This window comes from Virgibacillus sp. W0181 (assembly GCF_051846915.1).
Taxonomy (GTDB): Bacteria; Bacillota; Bacilli; order Bacillales; family Amphibacillaceae; genus JBPYCR01.
The window spans coordinates 20,443-36,883 of sequence record NZ_JBPYCR010000021.1 but is presented as its reverse complement, the minus strand read 5'-3'; the positions used below and the strand labels follow the sequence as shown (position 1 = coordinate 36,883).

At 38.5% G+C, this 16,441-nt stretch carries 12 protein-coding genes and 1 other annotated feature; of the genes, 9 read left to right on the top strand and 3 right to left on the bottom strand.

Annotation, left to right across the window (positions count from 1 at the left end; all coding sequences use genetic code 11):
* The first annotated feature begins 49 nt into the window (after positions 1-49).
* The 4 genes from ACLIBG_RS10370 to ACLIBG_RS10355 all read left to right on the top strand — a co-directional run bounded on the left by ACLIBG_RS10370 (position 50) and on the right by ACLIBG_RS10355 (position 3,662).
* Entirely contained in the window at positions 50-1,159 is a 1,110-nt protein-coding gene (locus tag ACLIBG_RS10370; RefSeq protein ID WP_439312692.1) for a nicotinate phosphoribosyltransferase, read from the top strand.
* Positions 1,160-1,290: 131 nt separating this feature from the next.
* Positions 1,291-2,619 carry a UDP-N-acetylmuramate--L-alanine ligase gene (murC, locus tag ACLIBG_RS10365; RefSeq protein ID WP_439312691.1) on the top strand — a complete coding sequence of 443 codons (1,329 nt, stop codon included), beginning with the start codon at positions 1,291-1,293 and terminating at the stop codon, positions 2,617-2,619.
* Between the two features lie 237 nt (positions 2,620-2,856).
* Positions 2,857-3,264, top strand: coding sequence for a DUF948 domain-containing protein (locus tag ACLIBG_RS10360; RefSeq protein ID WP_439312690.1), 408 nt, complete (start codon positions 2,857-2,859; stop codon positions 3,262-3,264).
* 23 nt (positions 3,265-3,287) lie between these two features.
* Positions 3,288-3,662 (top strand): YtxH domain-containing protein, encoded by a 375-nt coding sequence (locus ACLIBG_RS10355; RefSeq protein ID WP_439312689.1) that lies wholly within the window; start codon positions 3,288-3,290, stop codon positions 3,660-3,662.
* A gap of 119 nt (positions 3,663-3,781) precedes the next feature.
* Here the strand turns inward: ACLIBG_RS10355 and ACLIBG_RS10350 are convergent, their stop codons facing one another.
* Positions 3,782-5,911, bottom strand: a complete 2,130-nt coding sequence (locus tag ACLIBG_RS10350) for a cell division protein FtsA (protein ID WP_439312688.1) — start codon at positions 5,909-5,911, stop codon at positions 3,782-3,784.
* A 140-nt stretch (positions 5,912-6,051) separates the two neighbouring features.
* Here ACLIBG_RS10350 and ACLIBG_RS10345 point away from each other — a divergent pair, with 140 nt between their 5' ends.
* The 4 genes from ACLIBG_RS10345 to motS all read left to right on the top strand — a co-directional run bounded on the left by ACLIBG_RS10345 (position 6,052) and on the right by motS (position 9,894).
* Positions 6,052-7,128 (top strand): bifunctional 3-deoxy-7-phosphoheptulonate synthase/chorismate mutase, encoded by a 1,077-nt coding sequence (locus ACLIBG_RS10345; protein ID WP_439312687.1) that lies wholly within the window; start codon positions 6,052-6,054, stop codon positions 7,126-7,128.
* Positions 7,129-7,248: 120 nt separating this feature from the next.
* Positions 7,249-8,250, top strand: a complete 1,002-nt coding sequence (gene ccpA, locus ACLIBG_RS10340) for a catabolite control protein A (protein WP_439312686.1) — start codon at positions 7,249-7,251, stop codon at positions 8,248-8,250.
* Between the two features lie 59 nt (positions 8,251-8,309).
* Positions 8,310-9,137, top strand: a complete 828-nt coding sequence (motP, locus tag ACLIBG_RS10335; RefSeq protein WP_439312685.1) for a flagellar motor protein MotP — start codon at positions 8,310-8,312, stop codon at positions 9,135-9,137.
* Positions 9,127-9,894: a flagellar motor protein MotS gene (gene motS / locus ACLIBG_RS10330; protein WP_439312684.1), complete on the top strand. Its 768-nt coding sequence runs from the start codon at positions 9,127-9,129 to the stop codon at positions 9,892-9,894. Before motP ends, motS begins: the two co-directional genes overlap by 11 nt.
* Positions 9,895-10,389: 495 nt before the next feature.
* Here motS and ACLIBG_RS10325 read toward each other — a convergent pair whose 3' ends face one another.
* Positions 10,390-13,398: a transglycosylase domain-containing protein gene (locus tag ACLIBG_RS10325; protein WP_439312683.1), complete on the bottom strand. Its 3,009-nt coding sequence runs from the start codon at positions 13,396-13,398 to the stop codon at positions 10,390-10,392.
* A gap of 122 nt (positions 13,399-13,520) precedes the next feature.
* Positions 13,521-13,734: a binding site (T-box leader), on the top strand.
* A gap of 57 nt (positions 13,735-13,791) precedes the next feature.
* On the opposite strand from ACLIBG_RS10325, the gene tyrS reads away from it, so the two are divergent.
* The gene (gene tyrS, locus ACLIBG_RS10320; RefSeq protein WP_439312682.1) at positions 13,792-15,057 is read left to right on the top strand and encodes a tyrosine--tRNA ligase; all 1,266 of its coding nucleotides are present in this window, start codon (positions 13,792-13,794) and stop codon (positions 15,055-15,057) included.
* 41 nt (positions 15,058-15,098) lie between these two features.
* Here tyrS and ACLIBG_RS10315 read toward each other — a convergent pair whose 3' ends face one another.
* Positions 15,099-16,367: a DNA polymerase IV gene (locus tag ACLIBG_RS10315; protein WP_439312681.1), complete on the bottom strand. Its 1,269-nt coding sequence runs from the start codon at positions 16,365-16,367 to the stop codon at positions 15,099-15,101.
* Positions 16,368-16,441: the final 74 nt, after the last annotated feature.

The following is a 16,441-nucleotide window of genomic DNA, read 5'->3' as shown; positions in this document are numbered from 1 at the left end:
GACTTATCCTTAGGGAAAATAAGCGTTAGCTGAGATTGAGGGGTTAGGGATGAAGGAAATAGAACAAAAACTGAACGGCAAAATAAGTCGTTTAACTAATAAAACATTTAAATTCGATGAACGGGTTGGAGAAGGCTGGTTTTCAGCAGTTTACTTTTTAAAAACAAAGGAAATTGCTGAAAAAAAGTTACCGAATAACCATGTAACAATGCAATTTTTTCAAAAAGGCGATGCCGTATTATGTGGCACTGATGAGGCAATAGCGCTCGTCCACACATTTGCGGAAAAACCGGAAGAATTAGAAATGCATTCTTTAAAGGATGGAGATCGTATTAAACCATTCGAAACGGTATTAACGATTTCGGGTCCATATCAATATTTTGGGTTTCTAGAGGGAATTATTGATGGTGTTTTATCAAGAAGAACATCGGTTGCAACAAATGTATATAATGTCGTAAAAGCGGCGCGATTTTCCGGAAAACAAAAACCGATTATCTTTATGGGAGACCGTGATGATCATTTTACACAACAGGCCGGTGATGGCTATGCAGCCTTTATAGGAGGATCGACGGCGCAGGCAACACATGCAATGAGTGAATGGTGGGGGAAAAAAGGAATGGGAACAATGCCTCATGCCATGATTCAAATGTTTCGTGGTGATGTCGTTGCTGCATCTGTTGCATATAAGGAAACATTTCCCGAGGATGATTTAGTTGCACTTGTCGACTATAATAATGATGTTATTACCGACTCGTTAAAGGTAGCACGTAAGTTTGGAAACGAATTAAGCGGTGTTCGGGTGGATACGTCAAGAACACTTGTGGATAAATACTTTTTAAGGAATCATCATCTAATGGGAACTTTTGATCCAAGAGGTGTTAATCCGGAACTCATTTTTGCATTAAGGAAAGCACTTGATGATGAAGGTTTCCAACATGTTGATATTGTTGTGAGTGGCGGGTTTTGCGAAGAACGGATCAGTCACTTTGAAAGTCTTGGCGTACCAGTAGATATGTATGGCGTTGGAAGTAGCTTGTTAAAAATAAATATTGGATTTACGGGTGATAATGTGTTATTGAATGGGACACCATCTGCAAAGGAAGGAAGACGCTATCGACCTAACTCCCGTTTGGAAAAAGTAGTTTATCATGGGTCGTAACTTTTTCCTTTTTGTGCAACAGACAAATAATTATATTTCACTACAGCAAAAACTTTGATATAATTAGTGAATAATGATTCAATTGGAAAGATTGTACGGTTTGTACACCTAACTTTTGGAGGTTCTTTTTTATGACAATTTACCATTTTATTGGTATAAAGGGAACTGGAATGAGTGCGTTAGCTCATATTTTGCACGATTCAGGCGAAAAAGTGCAAGGATCTGATGTTGACAAACACTTTTTTACACAAGCAGCTTTAGATAAAAAAAACATTCCGATCTTCTCTTTTTCCGAAAACAATATCAAAGATGATTATACGGTAATAGCAGGAAATGCATTTACCGAAGACCATATTGAAATTAAAGAAGCTAAAAAACGTGGACTCACTTTTTATAGATATCATGAATTCTTAGGGGAATGGCTAAAACAATATACGAGCATCGCTGTCACTGGTGCCCATGGAAAAACATCAACAACCGGATTGCTTGCACATGTTCTCAACGAAGCAACTCCTATTTCTTATTTAATCGGTGATGGCACAGGGAAAGGTCATATTGACAGTAAATACTTTGTTTTTGAAGCTTGTGAATATAAGCGGCATTTTTTACGCTACCGTCCAGATTATGCGATCATGACAAATATTGACTACGATCATCCGGATTATTTTACAAGTGTAGATGATGTATTTGATGCTTTTCAATCTATGGCCAATCAGGTAAAAAAAGGGATTATTGCATGTGGTGATGATGAATATTTACAGAAAATCCAAGGGAAAGTACCAGTAGTTTATTATGGATTTAATGCTGTAAACGACTTTCAGGCACAAAATGTGATAGAAACAAAAGAAGGTAGCCAATTTGATGTTTATGTACGGAATACGTATTATGATACATTTACGATTCCGTTGTATGGAAACCATCATATTTTAAATGCGCTATCTGTTATTGCTTTTTGTCATTATGAAGGCATGGAAGCAGACAAAATGAAAAGCATACGATCTTTTAAAGGGGTTAAGCGTCGTTTCACTGAAAAAATAGTCGGTAACCAAATATTGATTGACGATTATGCCCATCATCCGATAGAAATCAAAGCAACCATTGAATCTGCGAGAAAAAAATATCCCGACAAGCCTGTTATTGCTATTTTTCAACCACATACGTTCACAAGAACAAAAACATTCTTACATGAATTTGCAGAAAGCCTAAGTTTGGCTGATCATGTCTATTTATGTGATATATTCAGTTCTGCAAGGGAAGCGGATGGCAGTCTTACGATTGAGGATTTAAAAAAGCTGATTAGCGGTAGTTCAGTGTTGGATTTATCTCATACGAATATATTACGATTCTTTAAAAACAGTGTATTAATATTTATGGGAGCAGGAGACATTCAAAAATTCCAAGCAGCTTATGAAGATATTTTAAAACAAGATGATACACTGGGTCGCGTGGAAAGTGTATAGAGTTAAGGCGTTCACATACATTTCTAAATTAAACATATGTGGGCGCTTTACTTGTTGTTAACGGACAGCTGATGTTATTATAATAATAATTACGAAGTACTCTGACTAATGAATTGGACAAGTTAAACACTTCAACTAGTGATGTTTAGTCTGAGCGATTAGGGGTATTAATAGTAAAAGATACAAACATCATTTGTGCTAACTAATAATCTTACATAATTGAAGGAGCTGGACATAATGAATATCGCAATATCAATCGCAGTATTAATTGTTGCTGTAGCATTTGCCGTATTAGTCATTTATTTGGCAATGACATTGAAAGCAACACAACGCACAATGAATAATGTAGCGGATACATTAGAAGGTATGGAGAAACAAATGGAAGGCATTACATCGGAAACAACCGCACTCTTAAACAAGACAAATGAATTGGCAGCAGATGTAAACAACAAATCATCCAAACTTAATGGAGTCTTTGATGGGGTAAAAGGGATTGGCGAAACAATTAAAAATCTCAATCAATCTTTGAATAAGATATCATCAAATATCACAAGATCGGCTGACCAAGATTCGGAAAAGGTTTCCCAGGCAGTAAAATGGGGAATGGGAATGATGGAAATGGTAAAAAGAAAGAAAAATAAATAAAGTAGTATACGAGGAGGAAAAGAATGACAGATAATAATATTAATACAAAGGATTTTATTATTGGAACATTTATTGGTGGAATGGTTGGTGCTACCGTAGCACTTCTATTTGCACCGAAGCCCGGGAAAGAATTGCGTGGGGATATTAATTATGGGGCATCCCAGGCAATGGATCGGGCCAGTGAGTTAAAAGATACTGCACAAGAAAGAAGTTCAGAGTGGAGAGAAAAAGCTTTTGAAAGAGGAACTGAACTAAAACAAAGAGCAAAAGATAAAACGGCACAAATGACTAAAAATGTATCGGAAAAAACACAGGGTATAACTAAAACAGCACAAGATAAAGTTGCAAACTTTCAGAAAAAAACTGAAGAAAAAGCTGAAAACAAAACAAATGAGTAAGTGAAAAAGTCTACGAGCGCATCTTTTAGTGCGGCGTAGACTTTTTTTCATGGTTCTATTCTTTTTGAGTCGGTACAGTTGATACTAGGAATATTCCAATCCCATTAGTCCGCTTTATATTATTCCCACCGAATTGCAAGTTGGTCGCCTTGTGCTAGTTTTTCGTAAAAGGTTGTAGCTTCATTATTTTTATATAATTGATATTTGCCGCTTGCATTCGTCAAATCCAAATCAACGAAGCGAAATACATCTTGGAAAATAAAAGGTTCCAGTGACCGAGAATTAACTTTTATTTGATCATTGTGCTGTAATATGCTGTCTGCATGCAATGTATGACTGTTCCGCGTAACGATTTGCTTTTCGCGTTTTAATGTGACTGGTTTACCATTAAATGTAATGGAAAGGGTATCCCAGTAAGATTTATTTATTTGATCGAGCACGTCGATAACTGTCGGTTGTTTACTAGGTGAAATGGTTAAACGGTCCTGATGTTTTATCGATTCAGTAATTGGAACCTGTTTGCCATTTAACAGTAATTGCGCTTTACCAACCTGCACATGAACTTCCTTGCTATTTACATATACAACGAAGTCGTTTGAAAATTCATCTTTATCCTTGTTGATCAGTGCAAAAAAATCTTCGATCGATTTTGGAGTATAAAAATAAATTTCATCCCGGTCCTGAACTGTGTAGTCACCTGATGCCGCTTGTCCGTTGACAATGTACTTTGTTTTCAATTTGTATGGTGTGTCTTTAAAGTAAATAATATTTGGCGGCATATCACCGGTTAGTTGGTTAATAGTAAAGGTCGGACTTTTGCCGTCAGCTCCCTTTGCGACTTGTATTTCATCGCCATTTTCTATTAAACTATCTGCTGTTCTAACCTCCCCATTTAAATGAATGGAAGGTGCTTGGCCATACTCTCCCGGTAGCGTAAGTTCTTTACCATTTACCCGAATGATAGATGCCAATCCCGGTTTTCCGTAAAGTTTTCTCAACTCAATTCCTGCTTGAATTAAGCAATCTCCAATCGTAAGCTGTTTCATTTCAAACATCCGAACAGGCTTGTTATTTACTTTTACACTAATATAATGAACCGGATTTTGTTTTGCAGCAATCGCAATCCCTATTGGAGTGACAAATTCCGGTCCTTCCGGTATACGGTCATCTTTTTCTAAGCTTTGAATTGCATCAATTCCACGGACAGCTACTCGATTTTTCGGCAGTTGTAACTTGCTTGCCAACGCTTTCGTTATTTCAGGTGTCAGACTGCCGCCTCCAACAAGCATGACTGCCTTAGGAGATTTCGCGTTCAAATTAAAAATTTCTTCTGCAAGAGCGTGAGCTATTTTTTCTACGTGTTCTGATATTGCCTGAATAAGATCTTCATATGTAACGGTCGTTCTCATTCCCAGTATATCTTCTACAACCGCTTCTCTGTCATTAACTAATTGTCGTTTTGTCTTTTCCGCCATAGGAAAATCGAGTAAGTAATGATCGCTAATAGCCTCTGTCACTTCGTCTCCGGCGATAGGAACCATTCCGTAGGCTACGACCGTGCCTTTATCGGTAATTGCTATATCACTAGTACCTGCACCAATGTCAATAAGGGCTACATTAAGGCGGCGCATGGAAGGGGGGATTAAGACACGAATAGCAGCAATTGGCTCTAAGGTGAGAGCTTCCATTTTTAAATTTGCACGATCCAGAGCGGCCAGCAATGATTCGACGACAATCTTCGGTAAAAAGGTCGCTATAATTTCCACCGTTGCTGTATTTCCTGTCTGATCAATAAAAGACCCTATTTCTTCTTGGTCGAGTTTATAATGTAAAACGGAATACCCGACACAATAATAATTCATAAAATCGTTATTCTTTTCTTCAGATGCTAATTGTTGCTGTGCTATTTGAACAGCACTAAGTTCCAAATGTTTTACTGTTTCATCATCTGTAATTGGTTGCTGGTTTAATTGTATGGAAGCTTCGGCTTGAGTTGTTTTTAAAGATCTTCCAGCTGCAGCAACACATACTTTATACAAAGAGCCGTGTCTTTTTTCAAGCTCTGATTTGACTTCTTCGATTACTTGAGAAACGCCAACGACATGATGAATTTGGCCATCCAGCATGGATCTCTTCTGATGTTCCTTTACACAATAATCCACGACACGGAACTTTTCATTTGTTTTTTCTAATAGAATGCCCGTGACGGATTGTGTACCAATATCCAGGGCAAAGATCAGCTCGGTCATTATTCATTATTCCTTTCGGTAGTAATTTGAGAAAGAAGAATATATAATCTATTATAGACTTAATGATGACAAAGAAAAAATTATTCGCTATAATTGTTTCTAAACTAATTTTAGTAATTCAGTTGAGGGAGAGTATAAAAATGAGTCAAAATCGTATGGATGAGTTGAGAGATCAATTAGATGACTTGAACTTGCAGTTATTGGGATTGGTCAACAAGCGAGCTGAGCTGGTTAAGCAAATTGGAGAAATTAAGGGGAAACAGAGCACACAGCGCTTTGATCCTGTCCGTGAGCGGGATATGCTTGATAATATTATTAAAAATAATGATGGACCATTTGCCAATTCCACCATTACGCATATATTTAAGGAAATTTTTAAGGCAGGATTGGATATTCAGGAGGACGATCATAAAAAAGAATTGCTCGTTTCCAGAAAAAAGAAAGCAGAAGATACGGTTATCGACATTAAAGGGGTTAAATTTGGTGACGGAGACACACACTATATTGTAGGCCCTTGTGCGGTGGAAAGCTATGAACAAGTAGCGGAAGTAGCAAAAGCAGTTAAAGGTAAGGGACTTAAACTATTACGTGGGGGAGCGTTCAAACCGCGTACATCTCCTTACGATTTCCAAGGGCTCGGATTAGAAGGCTTGAAAATACTGAAAAAAGTTGCCGATGAGTATGATATGGCAGTTGTAAGTGAAATTGTCAATCCAGCTCACATTGAAGAAGCGGTAGATTATATTGACGTTATTCAAATCGGTGCCCGAAACATGCAAAACTTTGAATTACTGAAAGCTGCAGGAGATGTGAATAAACCGGTCGTTTTAAAAAGAGGACTGTCAGCTACGATTCAGGAATTCATTAACGCCGCTGAATACATTATTTCTCGTGGTAATGGTAATATTATTTTGTGTGAACGTGGTATTAGAACGTATGAAAAAGCGACAAGAAATACATTGGATATCTCATCTGTACCGATTTTAAAACAAGAAACCCATTTACCGGTACTCGTAGACGTCACGCATTCAACAGGTCGAAGAGATTTATTGATTCCAACTGCAAAAGCAGCAATTGCAATTGGGGCAGATGGTATAATGGCGGAAGTCCATCCGGACCCATCAGTAGCACTTTCAGATGCTGCACAACAAATGGATATACCAACATTCAATAACTTTATGAATGAACTAAACCAGTTTTCAAATTCAGTTAAATAAAAATGCAAGATAGGATACGGCTGAATGATAATGTTCGTTCAGCCGTAATCTTTTGTCTTTCTAATCATCGTGCAGTATGATAGACCAAAAGATAGCAGTATGCTGGGAGGCGGATAAAAAATGAGTATTACGATATACGATGTTGCTAGAGAAGCAAACGTATCAATGGCAACGGTTTCCCGTGTTGTGAACGGTAATCCAAATGTAAAACCGACAACACGTAAAAAGGTTTTAGCAACAATTGAGCAGCTTGGTTATCGTCCAAATGCAGTTGCTCGTGGACTTGCAAGTAAAAAGACGACAACGGTAGGCGCGATTATACCTGATATTTCAAGTATTTTCTTTTCCGAACTGGCAAGAGGGATAGAAGATATTGCGACAATGTATAAGTATAATATGATTCTAAGTAACTCGGATCAAAACAAAAATAAAGAAATACAACTCATTAATACGATGCTTGAAAAACAAGTGGACGGGATTTTGTTCATGGGCAGTAATATTACCGAAGAGCATATACAGCAATTTTCCTCCTCCACTGTTCCGGTTGTTCTTGCTGCTACGTATGATGAAACGGATTCCATACCATCGGTCAATATCGACTATGAAGCAGCAGCTTACGAAGCAACGATGTATTTAATCAACCATCAAAACAGTCAACCTGCACTTATTTCAAGCGAGGATGACATTAAAGCAAATGAATTAAAATATAAAGGTTACATCCGTGCGTTGCGAGATTCCTCCATTGAAGTGAATGAATCATTTATTATAAAAGGCGAATCGTCCTATGATGCAGGTGTTAGTGGTGTTAACGAATTACTATCTTTAAACAAGAAGCCGACCTCTGTTTTCGTTGTGTCAGATGAAATGGCGCTGGGAGTTATCCATGGGGCTCAAGATAATGGTTATACGGTACCGGATGATTTGGAGATTTGCGGCTTCAATAATACAAGAATATCGACAATGGTCAGACCAACGTTAACGACCGTCGTGCAGCCAATGTATGACCTGGGTGCCGTAGCGATGCGTCTATTAACGAAGTATATGAATAAAGAAGAGGTTGACGAAACAAAAGTCATTTTGCCACATCGAATTATCGAGAGAAACTCAACAATACAAAAATAATGCCGATATAAAGGATAATCATAAAATGACACCATAAGGTAAATTAGGAGAGGGACCACATGAGAAAAATAGATGTATTAACTCCTATCGGTATTACATTAGGCTTTATCATGATTATGCTTGCAGTTTTATCTAATTCCGGCAGGGAGGGAGTTGCATCATTTCTTGATATAGCTTCTATTTTTGTCGTTATTGGGGGATTAGTCGGCTCTTTATTAATCAACTTTAAATTGGAGCAATTAAAGTTGGTCAGTAAAGTATTGAAAGAGGCGTTTCATAAAAATGATCAACGTTTACCCGAATTAATTGGATTGTTTGTTCGTTTATCGGAACGAGCGAGAAGAGAAGGAATCCTTTCTCTTGAAAATGATCTGGATGAAATTGATGACAAGTTTATAAAAAAAGGTATTCTACTTGCCGTCGATGGTATTGAACCGGAAGTCATTAACGACATTATGAGTGCGGAGATAACAGCGATGGAGGAGAGGCATTACAAAGGTCGATCAATCATCGAAAAGTGTGGGGAATACGCTCCTTCCTGGGGAATGATCGGGACATTAATCGGTCTTGTTCTTATGTTAAGGAATCTTGACGATCCTGCAAGTCTTGGGCCGAATATGGCTGTCGCATTGTTAACGACGCTTTACGGAACGGTACTGGCAAACCTCTTTTTCATTCCAATGGCAAATAATTTGGAAATAAAGACAGAGGAAGAAGTGTTTATTAAACAAATTATTATCGAAGGGGTCATTGGTGTACAATCTGGACAGAACCCAAGAATATTGGAAGAAAAATTAAGTGCTTTTCTTTCTGGAGAAACGACTGTGAATGATGACGAAGAAGACGAACAGTCCGTTTTAATGGGAGAGAGTGTAAATGAGGCGTAGAGAGGCTAGGAAGTCGAAGAAAAACGGCGCTCCTAAGTGGATGGTTACATATTCGGATATGGTTACACTTATTCTTGTTTTTTTTATATTACTTTTTTCATTTTCACAAATTGATTTAGTTAAATTTGAGGCAGTTTCAGAGTCTTTTAGAAATCGGATGATATTTGACTTTTATCCATCTCCGGTTCCAATGGAAAACCCTACAGAAAATACGAGTCATGAAGAAGCGGGGAAAAATTCCAATGAGTTTGACGTTCCAGCGCAAGAGGCGGATGTTATGGATGAAGAAGATTCGTTAAATAACTTAATGAATAACGTGGAGAAATTTTTGAATGAAAATGGGCTGAACGATGTTGTTTCTGCTGATAGAACAGAGCGCGGTATCGTGCTCGTTCTACAAGAAAGAATATTGTTTGATTCTGGGGAAGCTCAGATTCTTCAATCCGGGAAACCATTTCTAAATGAAATGGGAGCTCTTTTGACGAAAATACCAAATCACGTAAAAGTAGAAGGCCATACCGATAACCGACCAATATCGAATTATCGATATCCTTCCAACTGGGAATTGTCGGGAGCAAGAGCCGGAAGTGTTATCCGTTATTTGATTAATAAAAATGACTTTGATGAATCACGTTTTTCCGTAGCCGGATATGGAGATACAAGACCACTTGTTGCAAATGACTCGCCTAAAAACTGGAGTAAAAACCGTCGAGTGGAAATCGTTATATTAGAAGAAGATGCTCAAGTAGATGAATAAAACCAACAGGAGTAAAATGAAAACTCCAGTTGGTTTTTTTATGAAGTCAGAAAGTATAAAAATATTCGCATAGCTGTCTAGCTTCGACGTACAAATGTTTTCGGTGGGGCGAGGAGCATTTATGCGCAGTCTTAGGACGTGGCGTTCTAAGCCTGCCAGCCTAGCCTCTCGAGGTCTAAAGCAATGACTCTTAGTAGGCAAAATCCACTACGACGATTTCTTGCTTAAGCTGGCCTGAGGCTTAACAGGGCGCTTGCGCTTTTCTTATATTGCAATATGTAAATGACAATAGAAGTTATCCAGGAGAAAATTGCGACATTTTTTAGGAGGATTGGGATTGGTGAAAATCTCTGGTAATTGTAATTTTTGAAGTTCGCGGGTCGCTTGTAAAAATGGAGTAATTGCCGGCTGGAAGTAATACATATTAATAAAACGAGGTGAGCATTTTCGGCTCACCCCTATATTGATTAACATAAAATTTTATTTGCTTTTTGATTACTTTTTTTGCTTGTTTTTCTTATCGCTATTATTTTCTTCGTTATTTTTATTATCCCCGTTATTTTTTCCCCCTTCGCCTCCGTCATTTTCGCTATTGTTCTCTTTATCTTCTTTATTTTTTTCGTCTTCTTTGTTCTGCTTGCTTTCTTCGTTCTTCTTTTGTTCCTCTTTTTTATCTTTTTCCTTATCTTCCTTTTTCGGCTTATCTTTTTCTTCCTTTTTCTTCTTCTCTTCGTCGTCAGGTGACTTTCCTTTCAGAACTGCCTCTTTAGATGCCCCAGACTCCAATCCGAAATAATCAACGGCTTTTACATGGTACGTACCGGGATCTTTAGAAATTGGATACGTTGAGTCTATGGTGTGGCCGATTAATTTAAAACCTCCGCCGTCTTTTGGTTTATAAAAGATACGGTAACCGACGACGTCTTTACTGCCTGATTTTTTCCAAGAAAGTTTACTTCCCGATATGTTAACCGCGGAAGGCGCTGTAGGTGCTTTTCCGTCGTCTTTAACAACATCACTTCCCTTTGCACCAGAGTAACCGATCTTTTCCCATAATTCACGGTTCTGTCGTGGGAAAAGCATGGATATGTCTGCCAACTTATCGTATCCATTCCGTTTGATAAAGTCTGGGTTAAATTCCAATCCGACTCCTTCACCAACTGTGAACTCTTGTGGTGTATTTGGCCCGGCAATAACTTCTTTACCGTCTACCATTACCGTTGCGCCACCTTCTCCGGCTATCAAACTATCATCCGTTTTTGATGGTACAAATTTAGCATTAAATAGGTCGGAACGTATTAATCCTGCTTCTTTACATAAATCGGAAGGTAGCATACCTGAAATGGCACAATAGCTCCGACGTACAAGGCCTCCTGGCTGTTTGAACCGTTCTTTCGGTGCAATCAACTCTGGATTAACATCTGCGGCAGCATTAATGAGTGCGGCCCATAATTTTAAGTTTCTTTCGTTATATCTTAAAGAACAACTGCGACACTGGATTGAACTCGGTTCCTTATAGCCGATCCATGTTCCAAATGTTACATTTGGGTTCGTTCCAATAAACCAAGCGTCCCAGTAATCACTTGAAGTACCTGTCTTACCAGCCCAATCTACGCCACCGTGTTTCAACTGTGAGTTTAAGTAAGATGCTGTACCGGCCCTAATGACATCTCGCATCATATCAAGCGTTAAATAAGCCGTTTGCGGTGAAAAGACATCGACCGCCTCTGATTCATGCTCGTAGATGACTTCTCCATCATTTGTTGTGATTTTTTCAACGATATAAGCATCTTTAAATTGACCTTGATTACTTAAAGTTGTATACGCGTTGACGACTTCTGCAACAGTGGCTCCGTGCGTCATTCCGCCAAGTGCCATGGAATAAGATGCTTTGTCATCTTCCGATAAAGAGCTAATGCCCATCTTTTCCAAGTATTCTTCCGCTGGATTACTGTTTAATATTCTGTCATATACTCTTACGGCCGGTCGGTTATAGGAGCTGGCCAATGCTTTTCGAGCCGAAACAAGTCCATACTGCCCACCACCATAGTTCCCAAAACTATGGCCTCTAAAAGTGGTTGGTATATCTGCTAATACGGAACCCGGCTGTACTTCACCTTTTTCCATCGCAGGAGCATAAACAGCAATCGGTTTAGAGGTACTTCCGATTTGCCGTGGACGGAAAGCATAGTTGATTTGATTGTCTTCCGTAAATTCTCGGCTACCTACAAAACTGATGGTTTTCCCTGTTTTATTGTCGATTAAATAAGCACCTGTCTGGATCTGTTCGATTTCTCCCGTTTCGGGATCTTTTTTATCCGGGCCATAGTATTGATATTCCCGAGCCGCTTTATTCATTGCTTCATAAATATCTTTATCGATGGTTGAGTGGATATTGTATCCGTTCATTGACAATTCTCGTTTTGCCAGCATTTCATATTGTTCATTTAATTCTTCATTTTCTTCCAAGTCTTCCATTGTGTAACCGTTATCTTCTGCTAATTTCTCCATTAAAATTTCCTCGGCTTTTTCTTGGATAGTAATGACTAGGTGAGGAGTTTTATCACGTGGCGATTCTTTTGCCTCGGAAAAATCTGCAACAATATCATATTCTAAAGCCTCTTTATATTTCTCTTCGGTTATATATTCCGCATCATACATTCTTTTTAACACCGATTTCATACGGTTGATGCCCGGTTCCAAGTCTTCCTCGTTTTTTAGCCCACCTGTATTGACAAATGGCGTATACTTTGATGGGCTTTGTGGCAGACCTGCAAGATAGGCTGCTTGAGCAAGATTAATTTCATCTGCGTTAATACCAAATATGCCTTGTGCAGCCGTTTGAATTCCGGCAATATTGTCGCCGGATGCATTTCTTCCATAAGGGATCACATTTAAATATGCTTCTAAAATTTCATCTTTTTCAAAAAAGTTTTCCAAACGAAGGGCAAGTACTATTTCTTTGGCCTTTCGATCAAAAGATACTTCATTTGTTAAAATTTGATTTTTAATAAGCTGTTGAGTCAATGTACTGCCACCTGTTTTTGTATCGGAATTTGTTGCCTCCTGATAAATGGCACGTATAATTGCTTTGGGGACGATCCCTTTATGTTCCCTGAAAAACTCATCTTCTGTTGCAATAACCGCATCAATTAATACGTCGGAAACTTCATCCAACGATATTTCTTCCCGATGCAGGTCAGATCGTACATCACCGATATATTTTTCTCCGGCATAATACAATTTTGATGTTTCTTCGTAATTGTAAATATCTTTTTTCATACTTTCATAGCTTCTCACCGGCTCGTCTTTTACGAGCGAGGCAAAATAACCGGCACCTATTCCACCGGCAAATATAATTCCTACCATACCGACAATAATGAACAATAAAATTACATTCCAGACGACATCATATGTCATTCGGGATGTTCGCTGAATGATGCCCTTTTTCCATGCCGTTTTTAATTTATTCATATATTTATAGGTCCATTGTTTAATATCCATTGTTAAACCTCCTAAAAATCACTATCTATTATAGCATAATCGTTTTTGTACGTGTACAAGAAAGGAGTAAGTATTTGATTTCTGAAATTAATTATGATAAAAATATAGTATAATTATATACGCTATATGCGAAGATGGATTCCAGTAGCATTGCAGATCACTATTTAAGAGAGCTGGCGTTTGGTGAAAGTCGGTATATATGTGCAGGCGAATTACAATTCCGGAGCATTTTTAATTCATTTTACTTATGAAGAAAACGGTGGAACCATCGTTAACAATCTTAAAGTGGCATATGTATGCAACTAGGGTGGTACCGCGAACAATCTCGTCCCTTTTTTGGGAGGGGTTTTTTTTATGTTCAGGTCGAATCAAAAAAATATGGAGTGTGAGGAAATGGATATTTTACAAGATCTGGAAAGCCGAGGGTTAATTCAGCAAACGACAGATCGAGAAGGATTGGAAAAGCATTTAAAAGAAAAGCAAGTCACGTTATATTGTGGTTTTGATCCTACTGCAGACAGCTTGCATATTGGGCATTTACTGCCAATTACGATGTTGAAGCGATTCCAGCAGGCGGGACATAAGCCAATTGCGCTTATTGGCGGAGGAACCGGAATGATAGGTGATCCGAGTGGACGCTCAACCGAACGGTCGTTGAATACAGCCGAAGTGGTCAAAGGATTTAGTGAGAAAATTGAGCAGCAACTAGCCAAATTATTGAACTTTGACAACGGAGAAAATGCAGCAGTGGCACGAAATAATCATGATTGGCTGTCAAGCATGACGGCGATTGATTTTCTCCGAGATGCCGGAAAACATTTTAGCATTAATTACATGCTTGCCAAAGATTCGGTTACGAGTCGAATTGAACATGGAATTACGTATGCCGAGTTCAGTTACATGATTTTGCAATCACTAGATTTTCTGAAATTGTATGAGCAAGAAAATTGCTCATTACAACTAGGTGGCAGTGATCAATGGGGCAATATTACGGCCGGTATGGAATTTATTCGCCGTTCCAAAGGGGAAGAAGAAATAAAGGTATTCGGTTTAACGGTTCCGCTTATTACGAAGGCAGATGGGTCAAAGTTCGGAAAAACAGCCGGCGGGGCGATTTGGCTTGATGCCAGTAAAACAACGCCCTATGAATTTTATCAATTTTGGTTTAACACGGATGATCGGGACGTCATGAAGTTTTTAAATTACTTTACTTTTCTTGATCAAGTAGAGATAAATACATTGCAAACAGAAGTGGACAATAATCCTGGTGATCGGATTGCTCAGAAACGTCTTGCTGAAGAAGTGACGAAAATGGTTCACGGAGAAGAAGCATTAACTCAGGCAATAAAAATATCTGAATCGCTTTTTAGCGGTAATTTGAAACAATTAACTGCAAACGATATTGAACAAGGATTTAAGGATGTACCAACAAAAACATTAGCAAAAGCGGATATTGGCTTAGTGGATCTGCTGGTGGAAGCTTCCATCTCATCTTCCAAACGGCAAGCTCGGGAAGATATTAAAAATGGAGCCATTTATATAAATGGCGAGCGGAATCAGCATATTGACTACGCACTTTCGAAAAATGATCGAATTGAGGACAGATTTACAATTATACGTCGAGGCAGAAAAAAATACTTTCTAATTCGTTTTAGTTAATGGGGAAGACACGCATCGTGCCGAAAAAAGATGCGTGTCTTTTATTCATTTCGTCTGGATTTGGCATAATGCCCGCCAATTTTTTTACTGCGTTCTAGCAATATGCCGGCATCTGTGTAGCTGGAGGCTCGTAAAATAGCAGTGGATCCATATTTATGACGAATGGAGTCCATCACGTATCCGAGATCATGCTTTTTCATTGTTTCTTCAAATAATTGTAATTGCATTTTTTGCTGATCTACCAAGTTTGTTAATGTCACATAAACTCGTCTAATTTTACTGCGCCCATCATAAAACCGATTAAACAATTCCATACAAATATGATAAACTTCCATGGTGATGTTGGTCGGCAAATCGATGGACTGCGAACGGGAAAATCCGCCGCTCGTTTCTTTCGAGTAAGCTATTCCCAAATGAACGGTTTTGCCTGCCTGACGGTTAGCCCTTGCTCTGCGGCAAACTTCTTCACAAAGATCAAGAATACAAATTAGTGCTTCAGATTTGGAGTAATCCCGTAATAAAGATATCCCGTGTCCAAAGCTTTTTTGTTCAGTTTTTAGAAAATCGCCAAATACAGGACTAAGATCTATTCCCCAGGCATGCCAATATAATTGTTCACCCATGACTCCAAATCGTTTTTTTAAGCTATTTCGGTCATAAAGGGCTAGCTGCCCAAGCGTTACAATCCCCATATGATTCAAGTTTCGCTTCATTCGTCCCCCGATCCCCCAAATCGCCTCAACAGGAAATGGCCATAGCTTCTCCTTTACATCTTCATATTTACATTCCGCAATACCAATTTTTTTTGCATGCAGATCCATAACGACTTTTGCAAGAAATTTATTGTCGCCAATACCGATGGAACAAGTTAAGTTAAATGTACGAAGGAGATCTTGTTTGATTTTTTCAGCTACTTCCCAACGGTTTCCAAACAATTTTTCCAAACCATTTACCGTAACCCAAATTTCATCAACCGAGTAAGGGTGGATGGCCTCTTTTGGAGCATATTGATGGAGTAGTTTTACGATATCAATGGAAGCATGAAGGTAGTCTGCCATGTTTGCATCGACGATATATATATCCGGATCGTTCGGCAGTTCAAAAAAACGGCTAACGTTACTGATGCCATATTTTTTCTTTAATGCTGGGGAGGCAGCTAACACAATGCTTCCAGATCGGCTAGTATCTCCAACAACAGCAAGCATAACCTTCATCGGATCCAACCCTAACTTCACCGCTTCCACACTTGCATAAAAAGATCGCATATCAATACAAAGAACGTCATTACGAGGATAAAGCGAATAATCCATAGTTTTCACACCCTTAAACAGAACATGTGTTTCTATTATAAGGAGACTGATTAAAATAATCAATGGAAATTTAT

Bases quoted from the DNA above. Each gene is read 5' to 3' on its own strand.
- ACLIBG_RS10325 (WP_439312683.1), bottom strand. From the start codon at position 13,398: ATGGATATTAAACAATGGACCTATAAATATATGAATAAATTAAAAACG.
- motS (WP_439312684.1), top strand. From the start codon at position 9,127: ATGAGGCGTAGAGAGGCTAGGAAGTCGAAGAAAAACGGCGCTCCTAAG.
- ACLIBG_RS10355 (WP_439312689.1), top strand. From the start codon at position 3,288: ATGACAGATAATAATATTAATACAAAGGATTTTATTATTGGAACATTT.
- ACLIBG_RS10370 (WP_439312692.1), top strand. From the start codon at position 50: ATGAAGGAAATAGAACAAAAACTGAACGGCAAAATAAGTCGTTTAACT.
- tyrS (WP_439312682.1), top strand. From the start codon at position 13,792: ATGGATATTTTACAAGATCTGGAAAGCCGAGGGTTAATTCAGCAAACG.
- ccpA (WP_439312686.1), top strand. From the start codon at position 7,249: ATGAGTATTACGATATACGATGTTGCTAGAGAAGCAAACGTATCAATG.
- murC (WP_439312691.1), top strand. From the start codon at position 1,291: ATGACAATTTACCATTTTATTGGTATAAAGGGAACTGGAATGAGTGCG.
- ACLIBG_RS10315 (WP_439312681.1), bottom strand. From the start codon at position 16,367: ATGGATTATTCGCTTTATCCTCGTAATGACGTTCTTTGTATTGATATG.
- ACLIBG_RS10345 (WP_439312687.1), top strand. From the start codon at position 6,052: ATGAGTCAAAATCGTATGGATGAGTTGAGAGATCAATTAGATGACTTG.
- ACLIBG_RS10360 (WP_439312690.1), top strand. From the start codon at position 2,857: ATGAATATCGCAATATCAATCGCAGTATTAATTGTTGCTGTAGCATTT.
- motP (WP_439312685.1), top strand. From the start codon at position 8,310: ATGAGAAAAATAGATGTATTAACTCCTATCGGTATTACATTAGGCTTT.
- ACLIBG_RS10350 (WP_439312688.1), bottom strand. From the start codon at position 5,911: ATGACCGAGCTGATCTTTGCCCTGGATATTGGTACACAATCCGTCACG.